The organism is Mycobacterium sp. ZZG (assembly GCF_054786995.1).
Genome location: NZ_JBTBFV010000084.1, coordinates 1 through 16,610, shown reverse-complemented (window position 1 = coordinate 16,610; position 16,610 = coordinate 1). Strand labels below are relative to the sequence as shown.

General features: G+C 65.7%; 16 protein-coding genes and 3 pseudogenes. 10 read left to right on the top strand and 9 right to left on the bottom strand.

Annotated elements, in window-relative coordinates; all coding sequences use genetic code 11:
- A partial coding sequence (locus ACXMYJ_RS26925) for a transposase (protein ID WP_460359321.1) occupies positions 1–366 on the top strand: 366 nt, incomplete at its 5' end.
- A gap of 295 nt (positions 367–661) precedes the next feature.
- Positions 662–1,261 carry an HIRAN domain-containing protein gene (locus ACXMYJ_RS26920; protein ID WP_235733795.1) on the top strand — a complete coding sequence of 200 codons (600 nt, stop codon included), beginning with the start codon at positions 662–664 and terminating at the stop codon, positions 1,259–1,261.
- 42 nt (positions 1,262–1,303) lie between these two features.
- Here ACXMYJ_RS26920 and lnt read toward each other — a convergent pair.
- The 3 genes and pseudogenes from lnt to ACXMYJ_RS26905 form a co-directional block, all read right to left on the bottom strand.
- Positions 1,304–2,346 (bottom strand): annotated as a pseudogene (gene lnt, locus ACXMYJ_RS26915) (apolipoprotein N-acyltransferase); the annotation flags it as partial.
- Between the two features lie 53 nt (positions 2,347–2,399).
- Positions 2,400–2,525: a hypothetical protein gene (locus ACXMYJ_RS26910; RefSeq protein WP_268968745.1), complete on the bottom strand. Its 126-nt coding sequence runs from the start codon at positions 2,523–2,525 to the stop codon at positions 2,400–2,402.
- Positions 2,522–3,163: a TlpA family protein disulfide reductase gene (locus tag ACXMYJ_RS26905; protein ID WP_099962924.1), complete on the bottom strand. Its 642-nt coding sequence runs from the start codon at positions 3,161–3,163 to the stop codon at positions 2,522–2,524. The genes ACXMYJ_RS26910 and ACXMYJ_RS26905 overlap by 4 nt, the downstream gene beginning before the upstream one ends.
- Before the next feature lie 376 nt (positions 3,164–3,539).
- Here ACXMYJ_RS26905 and ACXMYJ_RS26900 point away from each other — a divergent pair, with 376 nt between their 5' ends.
- The 5 genes and pseudogenes from ACXMYJ_RS26900 to ACXMYJ_RS26880 all read left to right on the top strand — a co-directional run bounded on the left by ACXMYJ_RS26900 (position 3,540) and on the right by ACXMYJ_RS26880 (position 7,669).
- Positions 3,540–3,938: an ArsR/SmtB family transcription factor gene (locus tag ACXMYJ_RS26900; protein ID WP_222878218.1), complete on the top strand. Its 399-nt coding sequence runs from the start codon at positions 3,540–3,542 to the stop codon at positions 3,936–3,938.
- Positions 3,935–5,903: pseudogene (locus tag ACXMYJ_RS26895) on the top strand (heavy metal translocating P-type ATPase). Before ACXMYJ_RS26900 ends, ACXMYJ_RS26895 begins: the two are co-directional and overlap by 4 nt.
- Entirely contained in the window at positions 5,900–6,406 is a 507-nt protein-coding gene (lspA, locus tag ACXMYJ_RS26890) for a signal peptidase II (RefSeq protein ID WP_099962925.1), read from the top strand. The pseudogene ACXMYJ_RS26895 and the gene lspA overlap by 4 nt, the downstream one beginning before the upstream one ends.
- Positions 6,403–7,008, top strand: a complete 606-nt coding sequence (locus tag ACXMYJ_RS26885; protein WP_011893748.1) for a cadmium resistance transporter — start codon at positions 6,403–6,405, stop codon at positions 7,006–7,008. The genes lspA and ACXMYJ_RS26885 overlap by 4 nt, the downstream gene beginning before the upstream one ends.
- A 58-nt stretch (positions 7,009–7,066) precedes the next feature.
- Complete coding sequence (locus ACXMYJ_RS26880; RefSeq protein WP_099962926.1) at positions 7,067–7,669, top strand: TlpA disulfide reductase family protein; 603 nt, start codon at positions 7,067–7,069, stop codon at positions 7,667–7,669.
- A gap of 158 nt (positions 7,670–7,827) precedes the next feature.
- On the opposite strand, the gene ACXMYJ_RS26875 is transcribed toward ACXMYJ_RS26880, so the two are convergent.
- The 5 genes and pseudogenes from ACXMYJ_RS26875 to istA all read right to left on the bottom strand — a co-directional run bounded on the left by ACXMYJ_RS26875 (position 7,828) and on the right by istA (position 11,236).
- Positions 7,828–8,412: a hypothetical protein gene (locus ACXMYJ_RS26875; protein WP_011893750.1), complete on the bottom strand. Its 585-nt coding sequence runs from the start codon at positions 8,410–8,412 to the stop codon at positions 7,828–7,830.
- Between the two features lie 167 nt (positions 8,413–8,579).
- On the bottom strand, positions 8,580–8,933 hold the full coding sequence (locus ACXMYJ_RS26870; RefSeq protein WP_081437659.1) for a hypothetical protein: 354 nt from the start codon (positions 8,931–8,933) through the stop codon (positions 8,580–8,582).
- Positions 8,934–8,996: 63 nt separating this feature from the next.
- Positions 8,997–9,263 carry an SHOCT domain-containing protein gene (locus tag ACXMYJ_RS26865; RefSeq protein ID WP_011893751.1) on the bottom strand — a complete coding sequence of 89 codons (267 nt, stop codon included), beginning with the start codon at positions 9,261–9,263 and terminating at the stop codon, positions 8,997–8,999.
- Between the two features lie 243 nt (positions 9,264–9,506).
- Positions 9,507–9,719 (bottom strand): annotated as a pseudogene (locus ACXMYJ_RS26860) (ATP-binding protein); the annotation flags it as partial.
- Positions 9,716–11,236, bottom strand: a complete 1,521-nt coding sequence (istA, locus tag ACXMYJ_RS26855) for an IS21 family transposase (RefSeq protein WP_099962972.1) — start codon at positions 11,234–11,236, stop codon at positions 9,716–9,718. The pseudogene ACXMYJ_RS26860 and the gene istA, both read right to left, overlap by 4 nt.
- A 415-nt stretch (positions 11,237–11,651) precedes the next feature.
- Between istA and ACXMYJ_RS26850 the strand changes: the two genes are divergently transcribed.
- From ACXMYJ_RS26850 to ripC, 3 genes are all read left to right on the top strand, one after another.
- Positions 11,652–13,070: a pyridoxal phosphate-dependent decarboxylase family protein gene (locus ACXMYJ_RS26850; RefSeq protein ID WP_460359320.1), complete on the top strand. Its 1,419-nt coding sequence runs from the start codon at positions 11,652–11,654 to the stop codon at positions 13,068–13,070.
- A 685-nt stretch (positions 13,071–13,755) separates the two neighbouring features.
- Entirely contained in the window at positions 13,756–14,013 is a 258-nt protein-coding gene (locus tag ACXMYJ_RS26845) for a hypothetical protein (RefSeq protein ID WP_460359319.1), read from the top strand.
- A gap of 410 nt (positions 14,014–14,423) precedes the next feature.
- Complete coding sequence (ripC, locus tag ACXMYJ_RS26840; protein WP_460359318.1) at positions 14,424–15,515, top strand: peptidoglycan hydrolase RipC; 1,092 nt, start codon at positions 14,424–14,426, stop codon at positions 15,513–15,515.
- 20 nt (positions 15,516–15,535) lie between these two features.
- Here ripC and ACXMYJ_RS26835 read toward each other — a convergent pair whose 3' ends face one another.
- Entirely contained in the window at positions 15,536–16,333 is a 798-nt protein-coding gene (locus ACXMYJ_RS26835; protein ID WP_460359317.1) for an alpha/beta fold hydrolase, read from the bottom strand.
- Positions 16,334–16,610: the final 277 nt, after the last annotated feature.

Sequence of the window (16,610 nt, the reverse complement as noted above, 5' to 3'; positions counted from 1 at the left end):
TACCCGAAAGTGGTTGCCAAGATCGTCGACGACCTCGATGTGCTGCTGGAGTTCTACAAGTACCCGGCCGAGCACTGGATTCACCTGCGTACCACGAATCCGATCGAATCCACCTTCGCCACAGTGCGTTTGAGGACGAAGGTCACCAAGGGGCCGGGATCACGGGCCGCTGGATTGGCGATGGCCTATAAGCTGATCGACACAGCCCAAGCCCGTTGGCGTGCCGTCAACGCCCCGCATCTGGTCGCCCTGGTACGCGCGGGAGCGGTCTTCCACAAAGGCAAACTGCTCGAACGGCCCACCGACATCACCCCGCCGGCACCACCGTCAGACGGCGATCAACACACCGGAACGGAGGTCGCCTGAAACACCCCGATCCACAGGTATTGACAATTCCTCGGCAACGCTCTTCCATCATCAATGTCGGACCCGACCCGTAGTTTCGTGAGGACAGCACTAGCCACTAATCGAAAGCGAATCCGTGATGCACTCCGTTGATCTCTTAGTCGAGTCGACAGATGCAGACCCAGGTCTTCGTCGGTCGAGGTTGATTGTCACGCGTCGCGGTGCTGACGATGGGGTGTATCGGGCGATTGGCTACCTCGATAGGTTGACCGGAGGGGCCGAGCGCCCGACGTATCAATTCACGTACTTGGCTCGCGTGGCGGCTGATCCTACTTTCGTGCCGGTCGTTGGGTTCCGTGACGTCAGCCGTCTTTACCGTTCCGAGAGGCTATTTCCATCGTTCGCCGACCGGGTGATGAGCGCTAAGCGGCCGGACCGTCCTCAATACCTTGAAGCTTTGGATCTCGATGCCGACGCTGATGCCTGGGAGATCCTGACCGCGTCCGGCGGGCATCGCGAAGGCGACCCGATCGAACTTGTCTCTATACCCCGATTCGATCGGACCACAGGCGAAACGTCGGCGCACTTCCTTGCCCACGGCGTCAGGCATCGCAGCGTAGAGGCCAGCCACCGAATAACCGCCCTTCGGGCGGGCCATCGCCTCGGGCTGGAGCGCGACCCCGAGAACCCTGTTAACTCAGCGGCGATCCGGGTTGTTGATCGTGGGATGCACTTGGGGTTTGTGCCCGATCCGCTTCTTGACTACGTCCATTCGGTAATGACCAGCGGCACTTACGATCTGACAGTCGTGCGCGCCAACCCTGCTGTAACTCATCCGCACCTGCGGCTACTGCTGCGCTTGGGCGGACATTGCAGTTCTTTTGTGTTCGACAGCCCAGACTGGAATGCGGTCTAACTTCACACCCGTTCCACCTTGATAGTTCGAACGGCAAATGCACAGGTACTCGCCGAAAGGTTGCACGATCTGCTTGTCGTGACGGTCACTGGGGCCGCCGACCGGATCCCAGACGATCACCGAGTTGAGGGTCACCGGGTTGGTGCTGCTGTATCCCGGCCCGGCGAGCACGCCGCCGACGAGGATCGGCGCCCCGATCTCCCGCGCGGCGATCGTGATCCGTTCGACGGCGTCGGGATTGGCCAACGGGTCGACGTCTGAAGAGTTCTCCGGCCACACGACGATCTGCGGTTGCGCAGCACGCCCGGCGCGCACCTCGTCTGCGAGCCGCAGGGTTTCCTGAACGTGGTTGTCCAACACGGCGCGACGCTGGGCATTGAAGTCCAGGCCGAGTCGCGGCACATTGCCCTGCACCGCGGCCACGGTGACGACCGGGTCGTTGGACTCATCGGTCGACGGCTGCCGGACCTGCGGCCAGACCACGGTGGTAGCCAATAGCACCACGCCGATGCACGCACCGGGCAGCACCATCGCGGGAGGGCCCGCGTGGCCGGCACCGGCGGCGTCACGGCGTCACGGCGCATGACCTCGCTCGCCAGGGCGGCCATGCTGACGCCCAGGAGCACGACCGCAAATGACACCAGCGGCACCCCGCCGATTTGGGCGATCGGCAGCAACGGGCCGTCGGTCTGGCCAAACCCTACTGCGCCCCAAGGGAATCCGCCGAACGGAACATTGGATTTGGCCCATTCCTGCACGGCCCACACGGCCGCGACCCAGATCGGCCAGCCCGGCAGTCGGCGCACCAGCACTGCCCCCGCGCCGAACAGCGCGGGAAATACCGACTCCATGCCCGCCAGCGCCAGCCATGGGCCGACGCCGACGAAGCTGCTCGTCCAGGGCAGCAGCGCAACGTAGAACGCGAGGCCGAACAGAAGTCCATATCCGAGCCCGCCGATCTGCGTCGTCGACTCGTGGGTCAGTACCCAGGCCAGCAGTGCGAACGCGACGATCGCGGTGTACCACCACCCGAACGGCGGAAAGCTGACGCACAACAGCAGGCCCGCAGCGATCGCGCCGGCCATCCGGGGCAGTCGGCGCAGCACCGCAGCACCTAGACCTGCACCCCGAGGTCTGCTCAACGGCGGGGCGGGGCCCCATCGGAATTGGCGGACCCGTCGGTGAGCGCCGCCATCGCGTCGGTGTCCTCGTCGGGTTGCCCCGCCCCGCGCCTCCCGGTCAGCCTGGCCAAGGGGCCGGTCACGGGTTCATTGCCGCGACGGCCGCACGAACCTGCTCGACGTCACGGAACACCGTGGGCGTGGTGACCCGGCGGACGGTGCCGTCGGTGCCAACGAAGTAGCTCAGCGGCAGGACCGGGGGAGCGCCTAGGACCTGCCCGACGGCGTCGGCGTTGCCGAAGGACGGGTAGTGCACACCCAGATCAGCCAAAAGGCTCAGCGCCACGGTGTCGGTGTCCTGCACGTTCATCCCGACCACCCGCACCGCGCCCGGCTGCCCGGCGTAGGCGTCCAGCACCGGAATCTCTTCCCGACACGGGGCGCACCATGACGCCCACAGGTTGATCAGGGTCTGCTCACCGGCGAGCGCCGCGCCGACGTCGAACATGGTCCGCGCCCCCAGGCACGACGCCAGCGCACCAGCCAAATCACCCTTGGGCGGCGCCCCCTCACGTAGTGTCGGGCACGGCGCCAAGGCCGCACGCGCGGTGAGTCGCGCCAGTTCGCCGGTATCGGCGTCGCCAACGGCGGCAGCGGGAAGGGTAAGCCCGGGGCCGGAGGTATTAGTACCGTCGACCTGGGGCGTACGCGGCCAGATCGCCACCGCCATCGCGGCTATTACCACCAGCGCGAACACCGTCCACCGCAGCCGAGCCCGCACTTGGCACCTCCCCTGTTGCCGAGTTGACACCGGCTGGGTCCTGGGCGCTACCGACGGCACCCTTCCTACTAGGGGCCATAGTAGATTGTTCGAGCCTGCCACCGTTGATGAGCCGCCAACGTTCCGGGAGGGGGCCGATGACCCTGGCATTACATCGATCCGGCACTGAACCGCTCAAGAGGATCGCGTGGCCTCAGGGGCACGCAGCAGGTCAGGCATTCTCTCCCATGCCCATCCCAGGAGGCGCCGGCCGCAGCACCTGCCGGTCGCCGTCTTCGGATGCGTTGGAGGTTGCGCCGACCCGCACCAATCAACGAACTTTTTTGCTTTCACCGTCGTTTGGCGATGAGTGCGAAGATTGCGCTATCATCGTCTTATGGCGATGACAACCGACGATTGCGGCTCGGCACGGCCGTCCCCCAATCTGTCTCCAGCGGCGGCGCTGTTTCACGGTTTGGCGGATCCGACTCGACTGGCGATCCTGCAGCGGTTGGCTGACGGTGAAGCCCGGGTGGTGGATCTGACGGGACTGCTCTCTATGGCGCAGTCCACAGTGTCGGCGCATCTGGCGTGCCTTCGTGATTGCGGGCTCGTAGTCGGGCGGCCCGAGGGCCGGCAGATGTTCTACTCCCTGACCCGCCCCGAACTGCTCGATTTGTTGGCCTCAGCCGAGACACTTCTGGCCGCCACCGGCAACGCCGTCGCGCTGTGCCCCAACTACGGCACCCGCTCCCGCACAGGCGCAACGATCGATGCGGAGGAGATCGGCCGATGAGCGACGCCTGCGGCTGCGGCAATGACGAACCCCGCGGCGCCGACGAGGAGGAGCGTGAGCCCGAGCGGCTCTGGCAGATCAAGGAACTGCAGTTCGCCGCCATTTCAGGGGTGTTCCTGCTGGCAGCGGTGATCGCCGGGTTCCTCGACGCCGCGGGGCCGGTCGTCCTCACGCTGGAGGCGGTGGCGCTGCTGGCCGGCGCCTATACCTTCGTTCCGTCCACCCTCAAACGGCTGGCCAAGGGCAAAATCGGCGTTGGCACGCTGATGACCATCGCCGCCGTGGGCGCGGTGATCCTCGGCGAGGTGGGTGAGGCCGCCATGCTGGCCTTCCTGTTCTCCATCAGCGAGGGCCTAGAGGAGTACTCGCTGGCGCGCACTCGACGCGGACTGCGCGCGCTGTTGTCGCTGGTGCCCGACGAAGCGACCGTGCTGCGTGACGGCGGCGAAAAGACCGTCGCGCCAGCGGTATTGCGGATCGGCGACCGGATGCTCGTCAAGCCCGGTGAGCGCGTCGCAACCGACGGCATCATCGGCCAAGGCCGCACCGCCCTTGATGTCTCAGCCATCACCGGTGAGTCGGTTCCCGTGGAGGCCGGGCCCGGTGATGAGGTGTTCGCCGGGTCGATCAACGGCACCGGGGTACTCGAGGTGGAGGTCACCACCACCGCCGCCGACAACTCGCTGGCCCGCATCGTGCGCATCGTGGAGGCCGAACAGTCCCGCAAGGGCGCCTCCCAACGCCTCGCTGACCGCATCGCCAAACCCCTCGTTCCCGGGGTCATGATCGTCGCGGCACTGATCGCGGTGATCGGCAGCCTGCTCGGTGACCCGGCCACCTGGATCGAACGTGCACTGGTGGTGCTGGTCGCCGCGTCACCATGCGCGCTGGCGATCTCAGTGCCCGTCACCGTGGTGGCCGCCATCGGCGCCGCCAGCAAGCTCGGAGCGCTGGTCAAGGGCGGCGCCGCACTCGAAGGGCTGGGCAAGATACGCGGCGTTGCCCTGGACAAAACCGGCACACTCACCGCGAACCGGCCCGCAGTCATCGACGTGGCCACCACCAACGGCGCCACCCGCGAAGAGGTGCTGGATCTAGCTGCGTCCCTGGAAGCGCGCAGCGAGCACCCGCTGGCCGCGGCGATCCTCGCCGCCGTCGACGACGTCACCCCAGCCACCGACGTGGAGGCCGTCACCGGTGCCGGGCTCAACGGACGTCGCGACGGGCGCACCATCCGCCTCGGCCGGCCCGGCTGGCTCGACCCGGGCCCGCTCGCCGATGGGGTGGCGCGCATGCAGCACGCCGGGGCCACCGCCGTCCTCGTCGAAGACAACGGCCAGGTAATCGGCGCCATCGCCGTGCGCGACGAGCTGCGACCCGAGGCCGCCGAGGTGGTCGCCCAACTGCGCCGCGACGGGCTATCACGTGGCAATGCTCACCGGCGACAACCAGGCCACCGCAGCCGCATTGGCCCGCGACGTCGGGATCGAGGCCGTGCACGCCGAGCTGCGCCCCGAGGACAAAGCGCGACTGATCGAACAGCTACGTGCCCAGCGCCCCACGGCGATGGTCGGCGACGGCGTCAACGACGCTCCAGCGCTGGCCACCGCCGACCTGGGTATCGCAATGGGCGCGATGGGCACCGACGTGGCCATCGAAACCGCCGACGTGGCGTTGATGGGCGAAGACCTGCGCCACCTGCCTCAGACGTTCACCCACGCGCGGCGGGCGCGGCGGATCATGCTGCAAAACGTCGGCCTGTCCCTGGGCCTAATCCTCGCGTTGGTGCCGCTGGCACTGTTCGGCATCCTCGGACTGGCCGCCGTCGTGCTGGTCCACGAACTCGCCGAAATCGTCGTTATCGCCAACGGTGTGCGCGCCGGGCGCACCAAACCTCTGGCCATCACGCCGATAGAACGGCCAGCCAGCCACAACCGCGCGGCGGCGGTCGGCGCACCGTCGTGACCGCCGGTAACCCCAGCTCGGAGGCCAGGGTGACTCGGGCGCGGATCACCCTGGCCGCCACGGCGGTCATCATCGCGGGACTGGACCTGGGCTTGAAGGCGTGGGCCGGCCGCGCGCTGAACGACGGCAGCTCAACAGATCTGGGGCTGCTACACCTGCGGCTGGCCTTCAACCCCGGGGTGGCATTCAGCCTCGGCGACACCCTGCCCCCAGCGGTCCTGCTCGCCGTCACCGGCGTGATCGTGGTCGCACTCGCGGTGTTCGCCTACCGCTTCACGCGCACCGCCGCGCTGCCCGTCGTGCTAGCACTAGCCGCCCTGCTGGGTGGCGCGCTGGCCAACCTGATAGACCGCGCCGCCGACGGGCTGGTCACCGACTACCTGCACACGGGCTGGTTCCCCACCTTCAACCTCGCCGACGTCTTCGTCGTCACAGGCGCCGCCGCACTCGCTCTGGCTAGTTGGCGCGCCAGCCACACCGCAGACACGGGGGCAGCCACATGATCCTTACGTCGATTCTGCCCGCGATCGGCCTGTTCATCGTCACCAACATCGACGACATCATCGTGCTCTCGCTGTTCTTCGCCCGCGGCGCAGGGCAACGCGGGACAACGGCCCGGATCACCGCAGGCCAGTACCTGGGATTTGCGGGGATCCTGGGCGCGGCCGTGCTCGTAACGCTGGGTGCGGGAGCATTTCTTCCCCCGCAGATCATTCCGTACTTCGGACTCATACCCCTGGCCCTGGGACTGTGGGCGGCATGGAAGGCCTGGCGTGGAAACGACGATGACGATGACGACGACGATGGAAGGGTCGCGGGCAAGAACGTCGGCGTCTGGACCGTCGCGGCAGTCACCTTCGCCAACGGCGGGGACAACATCGGCGTCTACGTCCCCGTCTTCCTCAGCGTGGGACCCGCGGCCGTGGTGGCCTACTGCGTCGTCTTCCTCGTGCTCGTCGCGGTCCTCGTCATTATCGCCAAATTCGTCGCCACCCGCCGGCCGATCGCCGAAGTCCTCGAACGCTGGGAACACGTACTGTTCCCGATTGTATTGATCGCCCTCGGCATCTTCATCCTGGTCAGCGGCCTGGCCTTCTCAGAGTGAGGCAGGCCCCGCCCGCGCACCACATCAACGCCAGAACGCTTGTTGTGAAGGAGGTTTCATGCGTAGCGTCAGGCAAATAGTGGCCGTCGCGGCAGCCCTTGTCATCGCGGCAGCCCAAGTCACCGGCTGCACCACCGGCGACGATGCCGTCTCCCAAGGCGGTACCTTCGACTTCGTTTCGCCCGGGGGCAAGACCGCGATCTTCTACGACCCTCCTTCGAGTCGGGGCACGATCGGTGATCTCAGCGGCCCCGACTTGTTCACCGACGACCCGATCCGGCTCTCGGATTACACCGGGAAGGTGGTCCTGATCAACGTGTGGGGCTCCTGGTGTGCGCCATGCCGCACCGAAACTCCGGAACTGGAGACGGTCTACGCCGAATACCGCGACCGCGGTGTGCAGTTCCTCGGTATCGACGTCCGCGACAACAGAGACACTGCACGCGATTTCGTCACCGACCGAAACGTCGAGTATCCCTCGATCTTCGACCCAGCGATGCGCAGCCTCATCACCCTGGGACGCACCTACCCGACCAGCGTGGTGCCCACCACGATGGTCCTCGACCGCCAACACCGGGTCGCCGCGGTGTACCTCATGGCACTACTGGCCGAGGACCTGCGGCCACTACTTAGATCGGCTGACCACCGAGCGCTAAGCTAACACCTCGCTCAAGACGACTCGAAGTGTGACCTCGCTGCTGAAGCGTGCAGCGTGCAGCGACGTGACTAGCCAGCGTGCGGGGGGTTTGGCATACCGAGAGCGGTTCGTCTCGTCTCTAGTGGTCCGTCTGCGTTTTGATCTGGTGGGCTTGCTTTGGTTCAGTTGGTTGGTCCCATCATGCCGGGACCCATCATTCCGTGACCCATGCCGGGTCCCATCATCCCGCCGTCCATCATTCCGCTCATCATCGCCGGCATTCCTTCGACGACGAATCCGGTGACTTCGCGGGCGTGTTCGCGAATGGCGTTGGTCAGTTCTGGGTCGCTGGAGGTTTCGACGACGACCACGCCGCTGGGTGTGAGCGTGATCTGACGTTGATAATCGGCAGCGCGGCGGAACAGGGTGGGCAGGCTTGAGCTCATGCAGGTGACTTCACTGCCTTGATCGAGGTGGGTGTACATCGATGAGACGTGCGCCTGCAGTTCGGCGACGAGGTCGGCGGAGTCAGATTCGGTGGTGGTGCGCACTCCGCCGGGAATCTCTTCGACGCTGCGTCGAAGTTCCGTATGCCGCATGAACATGTTCATGTAGGCGCGCATGTCCATACCCGTCGCGCCACCCATCCCGGGTTGAGCACGGCTGACCGGTATGTCGATTATGTTGCGCAAGACATACCCCAAGCCGAAGATGACCCCACCGGTGGCGAGCATTCTCAGCGCCGCTCGTCTGCTCATTCCGTTCATTTCCGATGATCCTGCTCGTGCTCGACATGTGCCGTGGGCATCGCGTTGTCGGCGAACGCGTGTGCAAGCCTTCCGTCGTGGGCTTTCGCCGGTTCGTGCCCGACGATGGCCGGTTCGACGGGACACTTTGGATTGCGCCTGCCGCAGCGTGAATCGGTTCTTGTGCGCTACGGCCGAGGTGTGGTCGGTGTGGTTGTCGGCGGCTGCCACTGGCCGGGACCCCAGGGGCCGGAAGGCCCCATGCTTCCCGGTGGCCACGAGCCCTGCGGCCCCATCATGCCGGGCCCCATCATGCCGGGCGTTCCTTGACAATGCCCCCAATTACCGCCGAAACCTTCGGTGGCCCTGCCGATGAAGAACCCGGAAAAGAACACCACCGCAACGGTGAACACGGCAGCGGCGACAATGCCACTCCACGCCAAGGCGTGGTTCACCCCTCTGCGCTGTCCGGCCACGGCGATTCGTTCGTTCCTTGATTCTGGTGTATCGGTCATGCTCCCAATCTCCTTCGCTGCATCCAATTCCTGAGGTCCTCGGTCGACCGCGACCGCGCTATCGGCCGACCGTGAACTAGGAACTTTGAGTCATCGTGATTCCTGGTGTTCGCGCAGCAGCGTCATTCGCCGCCGAAACTCGTCCTCGTCGATATCGCCGCGCGCAAACCGTTGTGCCAGAGCATCTTCGGGCCGCGACGAGGCTGCTGAATTTACGCGGCTGCGCTGTGCATCGCTACCGGCGAGATACCGGACGGCCAGCACGACCGCGGTGATCAGCACGGCCGACAACATCACCATCACCGCGCCCATCAGGATCCAACCGCCCCACATGTAGCCGTCTGTGCCATACATCATGGTTTTGAACCTCTTTCATCTGGTTGGCCGGAAATGTCTCACCTGACACCACGATGTAGCGAGGGGATGTCCCGACGGTAGGGCCGAAGTGCCTCAACGTGCCCGCAAGCTGTACCGAACCAGTGAAGTGCCTGTCTCCGTAAAACGGTATGGCCCGGAGATCATTTCCCTACCACTTCCTGGCTTGATCCCGCAGTCTTCGATACCCGGGCGGGTATATCAAGGGCACACGCGGGCCGCTGGATCAACTAAGGCTAGTTCGGTCTCGATGAGTGTGCGCAGGACTTCCTCGGGCGTCCAGCGTTGGGTCTTGGCGGTGATCAGGACCTCTGGTGCGGTGCGCCGCACGGCGGCCAGTTTCAACCGCCGCAACCCGGCATCGAGATCGGCGGCCAGAGGTGGAACTGATAGTGGGGCAACGGGTTCGGTGACGATGACCGGTGGGGGTTTGGTCACGGGATCACCTCGCCGTCGGCGGCGGCCGGTGTGATCTTGTAGGCGTCCAGGGATCGGGTCGGGGCGACGGGCAGGTCCAGGATCAACGCGTCCCCAGCGGGGCGGGGCTGCGGTGTTCCGGTGCCGGCGGCCAGGATCGAGCGCACGTCGGCGGCCCGGAACCGGCGAAACGCGACCGCCCGGTGCAGTGCGGCGACCAGGGCGTCGGTGCCGTGGGCCGCGCCCAGAGCCAGCAGGACTTCGAGCTCGGAGGCCAGTCGGGTGTTGCCGATCGCCGCGGCGCCGACGAGGAACGCCTGCGCATCATCACCGAGGTCGCAGAACTGCTTCTCCACGGTGGTCTTCGGGCGGGGTCCGCGACTGGGTGCCGGCCGGGGTCCGTCGTAGTGCTCGTCGAGAATGGAGGTGGCGCCGGGTGCGACGAGTTCGTGTTCGGCCACGATCACCCCGGTGGCGGGTTCCAGCAGACAGATCGCGCCGTGGTCGACGACCACGGCGACCGTGGATCCGATCAACCGCATCGGCACCGAGTAGCGGGCCGACCCGTACCGGACACACGACAGTCGATCGACCTTGCGCAGTACCGAGGGCACCCCGATCTGCATGCGTAGCGATGGGAGTGGTTGCAACAGTTCGCGTTCGATGATCAGCCGATCGTTCGGGATGGCGCAGATCTCCGAATGGGTCGCGGCGTTCACTTCGGCGCACCACGCTTCGGCGGCGGCGTTCGCGTCACGCAGAGTGACGGGCTTGCCGGTGACGGCGGCCTCGGTCAACAGGGGCACGGCCAGATCGTCCTGGGCGTAACCGCACAGGTTCTCCACGATGCCCTTCGATCGTGGGTCGCTGGCGTGACAGAAATCGGGGGCGAAGCCGTAGTGGCCGGCCAGCCGGACGTAGTCCGGAGTGGGCACGACGACGTTGGCGACCACGCCGCCTTTGAGGCAGGCCATCCGGTCGGCGAGCACCTTTGCGGGCACGCCGCCGGCGGCGGTGAACGTCTCGGCAATCAATGCGAGCGTGGTCGAGGCACGCTCGTTGGTGGCGAACCGCACAAAGCGCCACCTCGAGAACGCGAGCACCGCGCAGAACAGGAACAACCCCGGAGCGGCCTGGGCCCAGTCGATGACCAGATAGTCACCCGGCTCCCATACCGCCGGGCGTCGGCCGCGGTGATTCTCACTGCGCCACAACGTCTTCGCCTCAGCGACGAGGCGGCGAAAGTTCCGGTCCGAACCCGTGTAGCCCGCCGCGCGGGCCTTCGGCAACACCCGCTTGGCCGAGATGCGACCGTGGGACTTCTCGACCCGTTCGGCGACAAGGTCGGCCACCGCATCGTAGTTGTGTGCCCGTTGGGCCGGCGGTGACGCCGCGACACCGGCCTGATCTGCGTGAAACTTCTCCACGACCTTCTTCACGGTGCGGTGGGTGGTGCCGCACTCCGCGGCGGCGGCTCGGTAGGACCCGAGCTGTTGGTAGGCGGAAATGATGTCCATTCGGTCCTTCGCAGATTTCAATGGAACTCCCCGGTGGTGATGGCGATTGGTTGGCGCCTTCACCGTCACCATCGGGGCCCGCAGTTCCTGATCGACACGACGAACACGGGGTGGATACTCTTACTTGGCCAAAAACGGATACCTCGACTTGGCCACCAGTGGGTACTTTTTCATGGCCACGGACATTTTTGGACAACCGTGTGGTTTTAGGATTCGCTATCTGGATGGCGAAAATGTGCCCGCTATCTCGGTGGCAGCGCATCACGGGCGCAGGCCGCAAGGTCGGAATATGTCACGGAGTTTGGCAACCTACAGGTGTCGACGAAATCCATTGACGCGGCAGCGGTGTGCGACCCCGGCGGTCGTGCCCGACACCCTGGGTGTGGATCACGGCACCCCTGTGCACGACACGAACTCGAGAACAAGGATGGTTTCAATGGATCAGCATTCTGCCCCGGTTGGAACCGACGACGTGTACGCGGCTCTGCCAAGGGCGTTGGAACTGGCGACCGAATACCTCCAGGGTCTGCCACACCGGCCGGTCGACGCGAAGACGAGCTATGACCAGGTCGTCGACGCACTGAGCGGCCCGCTGCCCGACCAAGGTACGAATGCGGTCGCGGTAGTCGAGCGGTTGGCCGCCACTCTCGGTCCGGCAACCATTGCGTGCGCCGGCCCTCGCTACTTCGGCCTCGTCGTCGGAGGAACGCTACCCGCGGCGCTGGCTGCCGACTGGCTGGTTTCGACCTGGGACCAGACCGCGTACAGCCGGATGTCGTCGCCGGCCGGCGCTGCGATCGATGCCGTCACCGAGCAGTGGGTTCTCGACGCTCTCGGGCTGCCCCCGCGCGCGGCCGTCGGGTTCGTCACCGGAGCCACGGCGGGAAACGTCGTCGGGTTGCTTTCCGCACGGCACGTTCTCTTAGCGCGGCAAGGCTGGGACGTCGAGGCCGATGGGCTCGCCCAGGCGCCCCGTGTTCGCGTACTCGTGGGCGACGAGGTCCATCCCTCCGTACTGCAGGCGTTGCAGATGATCGGTCTTGGATCGCGCCGCGTCGAGCGCGTAGCAGTCGACGCACAAGGAGCGATGAGAGCCGACGCGCTCGCCGACGCGCTCGCCGCCGACTCCGGCCCCGCCATCGTGTGCGCACAAGTCGGCAACGTGAACTCCGGAGCATGCGACCCAATGTCAGAGATCGTCGCGGCGACCCACGAGCACGGCGGCTGGGTTCACGTCGACGGCGCATTCGGACTATGGGCTAGCGCATCGCCGCGACTGTCGGCACACGTCCGAGGTGTCGAGCTGGCCGATTCCTGGTCGACCGACGCACACAAGTGGCTCAACGTCCCCTACGACTGCGGCCTGGCCATAGTCGCCGATCCCCAAGCTGCCCGCTCCGCACTAGGCGCCAACACCAGCTATCTGCCCACAAGTGCCGAGCGCGAACCCGGCGTCCTGGTGCCCGAGATGTCCCGGCGTGCACGCGCGGTACCCGTCTACGCAGCATTCGCGTCGCTAGGCAGGCAGGGGTTGCGACAACTGATCGAACGCTGCTGCGAGCATGCCCGCCGCCTGGCCGAGACGATGCAAGCCTCCGACGGCTTTTCCGTATGCAACGACGTGGTGCTCAACCAGGTCCTGATCCGTGCCGACGACAGCGACGAGCGCACCTGGCATGTAGCTGAACACGTGCGACGCAGCGGAGAGGCGTGGGTCGCGGGAACCGAATGGCACGGTCGAGCGGCGATACGCGTGTCCTTCTCCAACTGGGCGACTGCAGACGACGACGTCGACCGTCTTGTTGAAGCCCTGCGGCAATCGCTGGCGGCGGCGCGTAAGGCTCAGCAGGAGTAAGGCCAAGGCTGCGGCCTAGCCGCGCCGTATGGCTGACGTGGCCAGATCCGCCATGTGGATGGCAAAACTCCTCCGCCATCTCTTTGGCAAAGCAAGAGTAACGGCAGGTCACACGACCGGCGTATGTCACGCAGTTTGGCAACCCACATGTTCTTGTAGGTTCGCATTTGCGTGGCGGATTCTCATGTGAGATGGCGGCTTGTGGCGGATCCGCCGGCTGGATGAGAATAAGTAAGACTATTGGTGGAATTGCTTTGCGGCTTCGAGGGCTCAGCTCTTGCAGTTCACTTAGTCGAGCGCGCAAGCTGATTGCACGCCGTTGTGGCGGAGTTGTCAGATGTCAGCACCGGATTATCGAGGCTCCGAAGCTACGGTCGCTGGGCGGCCGTGGGTGAGTGGATCGCTGTCACAGGCGTGGAATTGCGCCGGTGGGACGGAGGTACATGTGTCCACGGCGACCATCACTTTTCGGTCGTCTAATGGTGAAGTTCAGCGTTCGTCGGTGGCTGGCGTGTCAAAGGCGGAGTTCTGGACTGCGCGGCCGTGGCGGACTTTTCGATGGTATGAGGGGCAGCGCCACTATCCCGGTAGTGACGATCGCCGAAGGGCGCGTTAAGGCAGCCTTCGCACCCGCGTTGCAGTCCGGCGCACCGCGCAATATATGTGCGCGTCGGACACGGCGGCGGTGGGCGCCCATATCCTGCTGGGCCGCGGCTGCCAATGCGGCCCACAGCAGCGCGCCGTCACAGTGACGGATTGCGGCCTTATACCGAAGTTGGGTAGCTGGACAGAAGTGCTGGCCAAATGGCGTCGAACCACACGGGCGGCGCAGAAATTCCGGCGGTGCGGCCCAGCGGATGCGGTGCCGCCCGAGCGTTTCGCCGTGGCCGTTGAGATCGACGCGCGGCGCGTCACTCAAGCGCGCAAGCTCGAAGATGACTGATCGACGCGGCGGGCAAGAAAGCCTGAGGTAAGCGGGAGTTGCCTTGCCGCGCTGCATGGTGTCGGCGAGGAGGTCGGGGTGCGATCGCATTCTTCTGCGCGCTGGTAGCACCTGCCGTTGGCCAGAACCGTCGCATGGTCGGCCGGGTGGCGCGGATGGCGCCTGCCGGGCGCGTCCTCGTCATCGCCCCTGTATCGGATGTGCCACGCCGTGCTATTCGGGGACGCGGGGCGGTTCGCTTCGAGTGGCGTGGACACGGGACACCGGATTTCAGGGCTGTTCCGGCCGTCAGCGGATGGACCGGTTGTTTCGCAAGGCCCGGCTGGACAGCGGCTGCCTGGCCTCGTAACCTAACCGTGACCTACGTATCTAATACGTACTTGCCCACTTCGCCGAAGGTTTTCGCTGTTGTGAATTCATCTGTGCTGGCGGTCCTGCCGCGCGCGTTGGGTAGACGGCTCGTCTGCATCTTGGTTGCTTTCGGCGTTGTTGCAGCGCCTTTGGCAACCGATGTCCGCGCTGATCCGGCGGCTGATGCCCTTGCCGAACTGACTGAATTGTCGCGTCTGGCGGAGCAGACCACCGAGCAGATTCACACGGCGCAGATCGACCTTGACGAGAAGCTCGCAGCGCAGCAGGTTGCGGAGAAGGGGGCGGTTTCGGATCGCATGGCCGCGGATGCAGCGGCGGCCGATCTGGTGAGGTATCAGGCTGCTGTCGACAGGTTGGCCGCGGCTGCCTACGTGGGGGGGCGCACGGATACCTTGGCGGCGGCGTTGACGGCGACGTCTCCTCAGGATTTGATCGATCAGCTGGCAGTCCAGAAGACGGTTGCGTCGGAGCTGACTGTGCAGATGGCTGCGTTCCGGTCGGCCAGTGCGCGGGCCGCGGCAACTGCGGAGCGGTCTGCGAAGTCGGCAGCCCAAGCACGGACTGCGGCCGATGAGGCCGCGGCAGTGCGGACCGACCTGGAGGCCAAACAGCGTCGGATGGCGGAGCAGACTGCTGCTGTGCAGGCCCGCTACGACGCTTTGACGCCTGATCAGCGAGCGATTCTGGCTGACCCTGGCCCCGCGCCGCCTCCTTTGCCGTCGACTCCGCCGGTGAGCGATCCGAGCATCGTTGCTATGCCGGGCCCGGCGGGCGGGGCCTCCTTGGGGAACGGTGTTGCGGTGGTCCAGGCGGCGCTGACACGGGTGGGGTCGCCTTATTCGTGGGGAGCCACCGGTCCGGATGCGTTCGACTGCTCTGGGCTGATTAAGTGGGCGTTTCTGCAGAACGGCAAGTCGTTGCCTCGGTCGAGTCAGGCGCTTGCGCAGGGCGGGCAGCCGGTGGCGCTTTCAGACGTTCAGCCCGGCGACATCGTGACCTTCTATGCTGACGTGTCTCACGCGGGGATTTACATCGGCGACGGGTTGATGGTGCACGCGTCGACGTACGGAACGCCGGTGAAAGTGGCGCCGATCTCGTCGGCACCGATTCACAACGTGCGGCGGTACTAGGCCGCCGCCGCGGCGCTGCGTCAATCGTTGAAGAAACGGCTGGTGATTTCCGTCCACTTGCGGATCTCGTCGATGGTGTGAGCGACGTGCAGCGTCGAGTCGGGGATCAGCTCAGCGAGGCGCTCGGCGGTGGAGATGGGATGCAAGGGGTCGGTGTCCCAAGCCAGCACCAAAGTGGGCTGGCGAATGGAGGTCAGCCGATTGGGGTCGGGTAGATCGGAGGAGCCGACTCCGCGCAGCGCGGCGGAGACCACATCGTCGTCGACGCCGGGTTCGAATTTGCCGTGCCGGTAGTTGGCGAAGATCGGCAGTGGGGGAGCTTCGGCCCATTGTTGTCGCCAAGCGGTTGTTCCAATGGAGTCGATGAGGTCGGCGGTGTCGAAGTACCACTGGCGCAGTTGATCGGCCCCTGTTTCCCAGGCGACGGGAGGGATCACCAGTGCCAGCCGCCTGAATCGGCGAGGAGCGTTGAGGGCGGCGTGCAGTGCTGCAGCGGCTCCGAGCGAGGATCCGGCGAAATCGATGGGTTCATCGAGGCCGGCCGCGTCCAGGACGCGCAGGAGATCGTTGGCTGCCTGCTCGAAGCGATAGTCCTCGGGTTCTGGTCGGCCCCGTGATGCGCCGTGTCCGCGTTGGTCGTAGGTGATCAGACGGCGGCCCTCGGCGATAGTGTCGATGTCGAAGATGCCCAGGCCGCGCACGATCTGCCGGCTCATGAGCACGCCGTGCCCATAGCCGACTGGCACCGTGTTGGGTGGGCCGCTGAGCTGGTAGGCGATGGTGGCGCCATCGGTGATGAGAAGGTGGTCATCCGGCATTGCGGCTCCTCAGATGCGTTGGTGCGGTATTCCGTGGGGTTTCGGCCCAGCCGTCTATTCGACAGCGGTGAGGACGTTGACGGTCGCGCCGTTGTCGGTGGAGGTGTAGATGGCGGTATCTGTGGCGATGTAGACCTGACCGTTGCCCGCTGTTGCCCGTCGCTGTGGATGAGGATATGGGCATCATCGAGTTTGGTGACGAGTGGCCGATGGGAACGGCCCCGCTCGGTGTGGTGAGCGGGGCCGTGGTCGTCGTCGTGACGGGGTCGTCGTCGTG